3 protein-coding genes are annotated in these 10,914 nt (G+C 74.9%); all 3 read right to left on the bottom strand.

Translation table 11 applies throughout. The features are described from left to right. The coding region (locus AC156L_RS03430) for a beta-ketoacyl synthase N-terminal-like domain-containing protein (RefSeq protein ID WP_484406576.1) at nucleotides 1-7,563 on the bottom strand (7,563 nt) is incomplete at its 3' end. 52 nt (nucleotides 7,564-7,615) lie between these two features. Further along, nucleotides 7,616-8,839: an FAD-dependent oxidoreductase gene (locus tag AC156L_RS03435; RefSeq protein ID WP_330875498.1), complete on the bottom strand. Its 1,224-nt coding sequence runs from the start codon at nucleotides 8,837-8,839 to the stop codon at nucleotides 7,616-7,618. 1 nt (nucleotide 8,840) lies between these two features. Next, nucleotides 8,841-10,914: thioesterase domain-containing protein (locus tag AC156L_RS03440; RefSeq protein ID WP_484406578.1), on the bottom strand; the 2,074-nt coding region annotated here is incomplete at its 5' end.

Consider the following 10,914-nt stretch of genomic DNA (forward strand, 5'->3'; position numbering starts at 1 on the left):
GTCGGTCTTGCCCATCTCCACGAACCGGCCACCGGGACGCACCAACCCCAGCGAGCCGTCCACGAACTCCCGCGCCAGCGAGTTCAGCACCACGTCCACCGACGGGAACGACGACACGAAACCCAGATCACGCGACGACGCCACGTGCTCGTCATCCAGACCCAGCTCGCGCAGCGCCCCCCACTTGCCGGGACTCGCCGTCGCGAACACCTCCGCACCCCAGTGCCGAGCCAACTGCACCGCCGCCATCCCGACACCGCCCGCGGCGGCGTGCACCAGCACCGACTCACCGGACCGCAGCCCGGCCAGGTCCCGCAGCGCGTAGAACGCCGTCAGGAACACGGCGGGAACGGACGCGGCCCGGCTGAACGACCAGCCTCGCGGCACGCGGGCGAGCATCCGGTGGTCGGCGACCGCCACCGAGCCGAACGCGCCGGTGAACAGGCCCATCACCCGGTCACCCGGCGCGAACCGGCTGACCTCGGCCCCGACCTCCACGACGACACCGGCGGCCTCGCCACCGATGACGGCCGCGCCGGGGTACATCCCCAGCGAGATCAGCACGTCCCGGAAGTTCACGCCCGCCGCCCGGACCGCCACCCGCACCTCGGCCGCACCCAGCGGTGCCTCCGCGGCCGGGTTGGCGGTGATCACGAGCCCGTCGAGCGACCCCTCGGCCCCGGCCTCCACGCGCCACGCCGCGTCCGGCAGCGGCTCGGCGGGCGTGGTGCGGGCCAGTCGCGGCACCAGCACCTCACCCGCGCGCAGCGCGACCTGCGGCTCGTCCGAGGCCAGCACGCGCGGCAGCACGGACAGCGAGTCGTCGTGGTCGACGTCCACCAGCACGAAGCGGTCCGGGTGCTCGGCCTGCGCGGTGCGCACCAGCCCCCACGCCGACGCCTGCACGAGGTCGGTCACGTCCTGCCCGTCGGCCGTCGACACCGCTCCCCTGGTCACGAGCGCCAGCCGGGAGCCCGCGAACGCCTCCTCCGCGATCCACCGCTGCACCAGGGCGAGCACGCCGTGCAGCGACGTGGAGCCCAGCGGCAGCACGACCACCGCGGGCACGTCACCGCCGACGGAATCCAGGTCCACCACGGACCGCACGTCCTCGACGGGCTCCTCCGGGACGGCGAGCGCCGTCCAGTCGACGCGGAACAGCGTGTCGACGGCGGCGGTCCGCGGCTCGGCCGCCGGGCGCAGCACCAGGCCGTCGACCGCCACGACGGGCGTGCCCGCCGCGTCGAACGCGTGCAGCCCGACTCCGCCGGGGGTGCGGAACAGCCGCACCCGCAGCGCGGTGGCGCCGACCGCGGACAGCCGGACCCCGTTCCAGGAGAAGGGGAGCAGCACCGTTCCCGCGTCCTCGACGAGCCCGCTCGCGCCGAGCACGTGCAGGGCGGCGTCCAGCAGCGCGGGGTGCACGCCGAAGCCGCGCACGTCCACCTCCGACGGCAGCTCGACCTCGGCGAAGACCTCCCCGCCCGCCGTCCACGCGGCCGTCAGACCGCGGAAGGCCGGTCCGTAGGCCAAACCCTCGCCGTCCAGCCGGTCGTACCGGTCGTCCACCGGCAGCGGCGTCGCGCCGGGTGGCGGCCATTCGCCGAGCGGTTCCTCCGCCGACGGGGTCGCGACGCCGAGCGACCCGCTCGCGTGACGCGTCCAGGGGGTGTCCACGTCGGCGTCGGCGGGGCGGGAGTGCACGGCGACCGTGCGCCCGCCCGCCGCGGTCTCGGGGCCGATGACGACCTGGAGCTGCACGTCCCCGAGCACCAGCGGCGCCTCCAGGGTCAGCTCCTCGACCAGGTCGCACCCGACCTGGTCGGCCGCGGCCGTCACCAGCTCGACGAACCCGGTGCCCGGCAGCAGCACCGTCCCGTGGACGGCGTGGTCGGCCAGCCAGCCGTGCGTGCGCGTCGACAGCCTGCCGGACAGCACGGTGCCGCCGTCGGCGAGCCGCACGGACGCGCCCAGCATCGGGTGCGCCGCCGACGCGAGCCCGACGGACCCGAGGTCGCCGGTGCCCGACGTCTGCTCCAGCCAGAACCGCTCGCGCTGGAACGCGTACGTCGGCAGGCCGACCCGACCACCGCCGGGCACGACCGAGGACCAGTCGACCCGGACCCCGCGCACCCACAGCTCACCGGCCGAGGTCAGCAGCCGCTCCAGACCGCCCTCACCGCGCCGCAGCGAGCCCGCGACCACGGCGGCGGGCGCCGACTCCTGCACCGCGCCCGTCAGCACCGGGTGCGCGCTCACCTCGACGAACGCGCCGACACCGCCCGCCGCGAGCGCTCCGATCGCGGACTCCAGTTCCACGGTCCGCCGCAGGTTGCGGTACCAGTAGTCGGCGTCCAGCGCCGCGGAGTCCACGTGCCGCTGCTCGACCGTCGAGTAGAACGGCACCTCGGGCACCAGGGGGCGCACGGGCTCCAGCAGGGCCAGCAGTTCCTCGCGCAGCGCTTCCACGTGCACCGAGTGCGACGCGTAGTCCACCGGGATCCGCCGAGCCCGCACACCGTCGGCCTCGCAGGCGGCCAGCAGCTCCTCCAGGGCGTGGACGTCGCCGGACACCGCCGTCGCCGAGGGCCCGTTCACGGCCGCGACGGAGATCTGCTCGGGCCACCGGGCCAGCAGCCCTCGAACCTCGTCGGCGGGCAGCGCCACCGACACCATGCCACCACGACCAGCGATCCCCAGGATCGCCCGCGACCGCAACGCCACCACCCGAGCACCGTCGACCAGCGACAGAGCCCCAGCCACCACGGCGGCGGCGATCTCACCCTGCGAGTGGCCCACCACCACCGACGGCTCGACACCCAGCGACCGCCACACCTCCGCCAGCGACACCATCACCGCCCACAACACCGGCTGCACCACATCGACCCGCTCCAACGCCTCCGCGTCCGACAGAGCCGCGATCAAGTTCCAGTCGACGAACTCCGCCAACGCCCCCGCGCACTCCGCCATCCGCGCCGCGAACACCGGGGAGTGCTCCAGCAGCTCCACACCCATCCCGACCCACTGCGCCCCCTGACCGGGGAACACGAAGGCCACGCGGTCGTCCACGTCCGCGTCCGCGCCGGTGACGACCAGCCGCGCCGGATCGCCCGCGGCGAGCGAGCGCAGCCCCTCGGTCGGGTCCGCGACCAGCACGGCGCGGTGCGCCAGCGCCGCACGGGTGGTCGCGAGCGAGAAGGCGACGTCCGCGGGGTCGTCCTCGGAGGTCGTCACGTGCTCCAGCAACCGCGCCGCCTGGCCGCGCAGGGCGTCCTCGGACGCGGCCGACAGCAGCCACGGGGCGGGTGCCGCCGCGCGCGTCCGCGGGGTCGGAGAGGGCTCCTCGCCCTGTTCCAGGACGACGTGCGCGTTCGTGCCGCTCACGCCGAACGACGACACACCCGCGCGTCGGGGGCGTTCGACGGACGGCCACGGGCGGGTCTCCGTGAGCAGTTCCACCGCGCCGGCCGACCAGTCGACGTGCGGCGTCGGCTCCACCACGTTGCGGGTGCTCGGCAGGACGCCGTGCCGCATCGCCATGACCATCTTGATCACGCTCGCGACACCGGCCGCCGCCTGGGCGTGGCCGATGTTGGACTTGACCGACCCCAGGTACAGCGGCGTGGACCGGTCCTGGCCGTAGGTCGCCAGCAGCGCCTGCGCCTCGATCGGGTCACCCAGCCTCGTCCCGGTGCCGTGCGCCTCCACGGCGTCCACGTCCGACGTGGACAGACCGGCGTCCGCCAGCGCCTGCCGGACCACCCGCTGCTGGGACGGACCGCTCGGCGCGGTCAGCCCGTTGGAGGCGCCGTCCTGGTTCACCGCCGAGCCGCGGATCACGGCCAGCACCTCGTGGCCGTTGCGGCGGGCGTCGGACAGCCGCTCCAGCACCAGCATCCCGGCACCCTCGGACCACCCGGTGCCGTCGGCCGACGACGAGAACGACTTGCAGCGGCCGTCGACCGCCAGCGCGCGCTGGCGGCTGAACTCCACGAACACCGACGGCGTCGCCATGATCGCGACACCACCGGCGAGCGCGAGCGAGCACTCGCCCCGTCGCAGCGCCTGCGCGGCCAGGTGCAGCGCCACCAGCGACGACGAGCACGCCGTGTCCACGGTGACCGCGGGACCCTCGAAGCCGAACGAGTACGAGATCCGACCGGACAGCACGCTGCCCGCGGTGCCGGTGCCGAGGTACCCCTCCAGGCCGTCCGGCACCCGCTCCAGGCCGGTGGCGTAGTCGTGGAACATCATCCCGGCGAACACCCCGGTCCGACTGCCGCGCAGCGAGGTCGGGTCGATGCCCGCGCCCTCCACGGCCTCCCACGAGGTCTCCAGCAGCAAGCGCTGCTGCGGGTCCATGGCCAGCGCCTCGCGCGGCGAGATCCCGAAGAAGGCGGCGTCGAACTCCGCGGCGTCGTGCAGGAAACCGCCGTGGCGGGTGTGCGACGTGCCCGGCCGGTCCGGGTCGGCGGCGAACAGCGCCGCGAAGTCCCAGCCGCGGCCCGTCGGGAACTCCGACAGCGCCTCCTCCTCCGCGACGACGAGCCGCCACAGCTCCTCGGGCGAGGAGATGCCGCCGGGGTAGCGGCAGCCCATGCCGACGATCGCGACGGGCTCGTCGACCTCACCGCGGACCGGCTCGGTCGGCGTCGGTTCCGCCGCCCCGCCGAGGACCTCGGCGAGCAGGTGGTCGGCCAGCGCGGCGGGCGTGGGGTGGTCGAACGCGACCGTCACCGGCAGCGCCAAGCCGGTCGCGGCGGTCAACCGGTTGCGCAGCTGCACGGAGCTGAGCGAGGTGAACCCCAGCTCGGAGAACGCGCGCCCGCCCGGCAGGTCGTCGGGTGAGGCGTAGCCGAGCAGGCCCGCGACCTCGGTGCGCACCAGGTCGACGACGACCCGCCGGGCGCGGGCGTGGGGCAGGTCGGCGATCCGGTCCAGCAGCGGGGAGTCGGCGGACTCCGCGGGCACCAGGGCGCGCAGCGCGGCGGGAACGTCCTGGCCGCGCAGCGCGGAGGTCGTGAGCGCCAGGGGGACCAGCACCGCGTCGTCGGCGGAGCGGGTCGCGTCGAACAGCGCGAAACCCTCCCCCTCGGACAGCTCGGCGACGCCGAGCCGCTTCAGCCAGGCTCGGTCGCCCTCCCCGGTCGGGGAGCCGCCCGCCCAGGGGCCCCAGGCGATCGACACGCCCGCGAGCCCTTCGGCGCGGCGGTGGCGGACCACGGCGTCGGCGTAGGAGGCGAACGCGGCCCGCCGCGCGAAGCCCGGCGCGCCGAGGACACCCGCGGCGGAGGAGAACACGACGAAGGCGGACAGGTCCAGGCCGCTGGTCAGCTCGTGCAGCGACCACAGCTCGTCCGGGTCGGTGCCGGTGTGCACGACGGCTCCCGGCCGGTGCCGCTCGACCAGCGCGGCCCACTCGTCGGGCCCGCCGCGCACCACCTCGCGCACGCCGTGGTTGGCGGTGAGGTGGGCCACGACGGCGTCGGCCAGGTCGCCGGTGACCAGGACCGGTTCGGTCAGGGCGGCCACCGCCGCCTGCCCGGAGGAGGACGCGCGCACCAGGCGGGGCGCGAACACCCTGCCGCCGCGGGCGGCCAGTTCCGGCTCCCCGGCCGCGACCGCGGAGCACACCGCCGCCAGCGACGCCTCGTCGTCGTCCACGTCCGCCATGGCGAAGCGGCCGGGGTACTCGGCCATCGCGGTGCGCAGGACGCCCCACGCCGCCGTGTGCACGGGGTTGGCGCCCAGCGGCGCGAGCAGCGGGCCCTGCGTCACCAGCAGCAGGCGCGCGGTCGGGAACCGGTCGTCGTCGAGCCACGCACGCACGACCGCGTCCACGGCGGCGACCACCGCGCGCACGTCGGTCCGCTCCGGCACGAACGACGTGACCACGACGGACGGGTCGGCGTCGAGACCGACGACCCGCTCGACCCCCAGCCGGTCCTCGCCGAGCACACCGGCCCGCACCGGGGTCGGCGCCACGTCCACCGGCACCCAGTCGTGGCGGAACAGCCACTCGCGCCGGGCCGCCGTCGTGGCGAGCAGGCGGGCGGGCTGGTCGAGCAGCGCGAGCCGCCGCACCTTGCCGGAGGCGGTCCTCGGGATCGACGCGACCTCGTAGACCTCCTCGGGAACCTTGTGGTAGGCCAACTGGTCGCGGCAGGCGGCGAGCAGCGCCTCCGGGTCGAACCCGCCGGGCACCACGTACACGGCGGGCACCTCGCCCAGCACCTCGTGCGGGCGGGCGGCCACGGCCACGTCGACCACGCCGGGCACGGTCCGCACCACGTCCTCGACCTCGGCGGGGTGGATGTTCTCCCCGCCGCGGATGATCAGCTCCTTGATCCGGCCGCTGATCGTCAGGTAGCCGCGCTCGTCGCGCCACGCCAGGTCGCCGGTCCGGTACCAGCCGTCCGACAGCGCCTCAGCGGTGGCCTCCGGCCTGCCGTAGTAGCCGAGCATCACGGTGGGTCCGCTGACCCACACCTCGCCCTGCGCGCCGGGGGCGACGTCCTCGCCGGTGTCCGGGTCCACCACCCGCACTCCGAGCCCCGGCACCGGCAGGCCGCACGAACCCGCGACACCCACCTCCTCCGGGCGGTTCATCGTGATCGCGCCGCTGGTCTCGGTGCTGCCGTAGCTGTCGACCAGCGGCACCCCGAAGCGCTCGTCGAAGGCGTTCTTGAGCGACGCGGTGGCGACCGCGCCCGTCACCAGGCACGCCCGCAGGGACGGGGCTTCGAGGCCGCCGTCCTCCGCGGCGCGCAGCAGGTGGTGGAACATCGTGGGCACGCCGACGAGGAACGTGAACGTCTCGCGCCGCACCAGGTCGAGCACGTCCGCCGCGGCGAAGCCCGGCAGGAGCCGGGCGGTGGCGCCGGTGGCCACCACGCCGTGCACGCACAGCACGTGGGCGAGCGAGTGGAACAGCGGCATGGGCCACAGCACGGTGTCCTCCTCGGACAGACCGAGCACCGGCGCGTAGCAGGCCGCCACCGACCACAGGCAGTTGCGCTGGGTCGAGAGCACGCCCTTGGGTTCGCCGGTGGTGCCGGAGGTGTAGAGCATCCACGCGACCTCGTCGAGCCCGAGGTCGTCGCGGGCCCGCGACGACGGCTCGGTGCTCGCCAGCTCCTCGAACCGGGCGAACCCGTCCGGCGCGTCGGCGCCGACGACCACGACCAGCACCTCGGGTGCGAGCCGCAGCACCCGGTCGACGTGCGCCCGGTCGGTGAGCACCGCGGACGCGCCGCTGTCGGCGAGGACGTGGGCCAGCTCCCGGTCGCCCGCGCGGGGGTCGACGGGCACGCCGACCGCCGCCGCGCGGTTCACCGCGTAGTAGGACTCCAGGGTCTCGACGCGGTTGCCGAGGCAGATGAGCACGCGGTCGCCGCGCTGGACGCCCAGTGCCACCAGGTGCCCCGCGACGCGCCGGGTGCGTGCTTCCAGGTCGGCGTAGCCCACGGCGCGGTCGCCGTCGGAGAAGGCGACCTTGGCGCCCAAGCGAACGGCCTGGTCGCGCAGCGTTTCGGACAACGGCCGGATCAACTCAGTGCGCAACGCCCAACCTGCTCTCTGGAGAATCTTTTCCTTGCTGCGGAACGACTTCGACTCAGGCCGCGGCCGACGTGCCGGGCCGGGCGCCACGACCGGGCGGCAGGTCTCCGTTCAGGAAGTTGCTGCAGTTCTTGATGTTGGCGCGCAGCATCTTCGTGGACTGGAGCCCGTCGCGGGTCGCCTTCAGCAGCAGCAGCAGGCTGTTGCTGTGGCGCAGCATCTTCGCCCGGCCGAGCACCTTGCGGGCGTACGGGCGGCGGGCCTGCTCGTAGGCCCGCAGCGCGGCGACGGGGTCGCCGTCGCCGACGAGGGTGCGGCTGAGCACCCACGCGTCCTCCAGCGCCTGGTTGACCCCCCAGCCCGCACGCGGCGGGATGGCGTGCGCGGCGTCGCCGACCATCGTGATCGGCCCCCTGCCCCACACCTTGGGCACCTTGTGCGTGGTGTGCGGCGCCTCGGCGATGTCCTCCTCGGTGAGGAGGTCGAGCAGCGACGACACGGGCTTGGCCCAGTCGCCGAAGTCCTGGCGCAGCCGCTCCAGCCGCTTCCCGGTGTCGACCGGGTGGACCAGGTCCGCGCCGGGGGGCGGGACGTGCTCCAGGCCGTTGGAGAACGGGACCTCGAACGACCAGTGGATCAGCCCGTCCCCCGCGGGGTGCAGGGTGCACAGGCCCTTCTTGCCGTAGAACGTCGGCACCGCGTGCACCGCCCCGAGGTCGAGCGGGAGGGTCGTCGTGCCGTGCCACGAGGCCAGGCCCGTGTACTGGGCGTGGTCCTCGCCGAACAGGTGCGTCCTGACGACCGACCGGTAGCCGTCCGCGCCGATGAGCACGTCCCCCTCGGTGACCGTGCCGTCGGCGAAGGTGACCTCGACCGACCTCGCCCCGCGCGGTCCCTTGTGGACGATGCCCGTGCACTGCTTGCCGGTGCGGAGCACGCCGTCCGGCAGGGCGGCGGCGAGCCGGTCGACGACCTGGCCGCGCATGACGCCGATGCCGGGCGAGCCGAACTCGCGGGCGATCTCGGAGAGGTCGGTGCGCATCAGCGGTGTGCCGTCGTTCGCCCAGACGTCCGCGGTGTCGATCCGGGTGCCGAGCCCCTCCAGCGGGATTCCCAGCTCACCCAGGATTCCCGTGCCGTTGTGCCAGATCAGCACGCCGTTGCCGCCCGCGCGCAGCAGGTCGCCGCGTTCGTACAGCTCGACCTCGTGCCCCGCCGCGGACAGGCCGACAGCGGAGGCGATGCCGCTCACGCCCGCGCCGATGATGATGATTCTCATGTCACCCCTCGTAGGAATTCTGCGAAAGCCAGTCGTGCACCGCGGTCGCGGTGGGCTCCGAGGAGCTCTCCAGGATGGTGAAGTGGTCGCCGGGGACGTCCAGGGTCACGTGCGGCAGCTCCCAGGACGCCTGCCACCCCGCGTGCGCCGGGTCGTCCAGCTCGGCCGAGTACGGTTCGGTCGCCCTCACCAGCACCGTCGGGGTGGTGATCGGCTTGGGCTGCCAGCCGGTGAAGGCCTCGTGGTAGCGGCCCATCGCGGTCAGCCTGGTGTCGTCGCGCAGCTCGTAGCCGCGCTCGCGCTCCGCCACCGCCCGCGTCAGCGTCGTCTCCAGCCACGGCTGCCTGCGGATCACGTCGGGTGAGTAGCTGTCCAGCAGCAGCACCGCCGCGGGCTGGACCCCCATGTCCTCCAGGCGTTTCGCGACGGCGAACGCCAGCATCCCCGACGCCGACCGGCCGAGCAGGACGAAGGGCTCGCCGTCGGCGCACCGCCGCGCGGCCTCCGCCTGGAGGCAGACCAGCGCGTCGAGCGACTCGGGCAGGGGCTCGCCGTCCAGGTAGCCGGGTTCGGGCAGCGCCCAGACGTCGCGCAGGCCGCGCAGCGCCCCGGCGAACCGGCTGAACTCGTGGGGCCCGGACACCGCGCTGAACCCCGGCAGGCAGAGGATCCGCTCGGGAGCGGAGCCCTCGGCGAGCCGGACCGGCGGCGGCACGTGCGCCTCCGCCGTCACCACGTCGAAGTCGGGCCGCAGCCGTGCCGCCGCCTTCACCAGGTCCAGCGCGGCACCGAACTTGCCGTCGGCGCACGCCTGCCAGTACAGCGCGCCGATGGACCCCGACCCCTCCTCCGGCGCGGCGAACGCCCCGGCCAGGTGAGCGGCCAGGCCGGTGACCGACGGCTGGTCGAACACCAGCGTGGGCGGCAGGGTCAGGCCGGTGGCCTTGGCGAGCCTGGTGCGCAGCTCGGTCGCGGTCAGCGAGTCGAAGCCCAGCTCCAGGAACCCGCGTTCGGGGTCGAGGTCGTCGGGCGAGGCCAGTTCCAGCACCGCCGCCGCCTCGGCCCTGACCAGGTCGAGCAGCAGGTCCGCCCGCTCCCGCGGGTCCGCGCCCAGCAGCTCGTCCCGCACCGAACCCGACACCGCCCGCACCGCGCGCCGCACCGGGGCCGACCTCGGGGCGGCGGGCTCCGCGACGGGCAGGTCCTCCACGGCCCGCACGCCGAACTCCACGGCGTCGGCCGTGAGCACGGGCGCGCCCGTGTGGTCCAGCGCCAGCAGCCCGTCGCGGTCGGACAGGCTGACCGACAGCGCGGTGGCACCCGTGGCGACCAGCCGCACGCCGCGCCACGCCACCACGTCCAGCCGCTCGAACAGGGCGGGGTGGAGCCGGAACCCGTCCACGCCAACGCCCTCGGGCACGGCGACCTCGAACGGCGGGAGCCACGCGGCGTCCCCGGCCTCGGAGGTGCCGCCGCTGCCGAGGACACCGGTCGCGTTGCGCACCCACCCGTCCCCGGCGCGCGAGGAGATCGTGAGCACGCGGTCGGCGTCGACCCGCACCTGGACCGCGGCCCGCGCCGCGAGCGGCCGGTGCACGACCAGTTCGGTGATCACGTCGCACCCGACCTCGTCGGCCGCGCGCCACGCCAGTTCGAGGGGCACACCGGCTCCCGGCAGCGACACCGAGCCCTGGAGCAGCACGCCGTCCTCACCGGCCAGCACGACCGGCGCGTCCAGGTCGACGCCCGAACCCCCACCGCTCAGCCAGAACCGCTGGTGCGCGAAGGCGTACGTCGGCAGCTCGACCCGGCGACCGCCGGTGAAGTCCCACTCGACGGGCACGCCGTCCACGTGCAGGGCGGCCAGTGCCGTGACCAGCGAGCGTTCCTCGGGCTTGTCCTTGCGCAGCACCGGCGCGACCACGCGGATGTCCGGCGCGCAGTCCCGCACCATCGCGGTGAGCACGCCGTCCGGGCCGAGTTCCAGCACCCGCGCGACACCCAACCCGGCCAGGGTCGTGACGGCGTCGAGGAACCGCACCGGCCGGCGGACGTGCCGCACCCAGTACTCCGGC

Source organism: Umezawaea sp. (assembly GCF_057122925.1).

Excerpts from the sequence above, each read along its gene's own strand:
- AC156L_RS03435 (WP_330875498.1), bottom strand. The coding sequence starts at position 8,839 with ATGAGAATCATCATCATCGGCGCGGGCGTGAGCGGCATCGCCTCCGCT.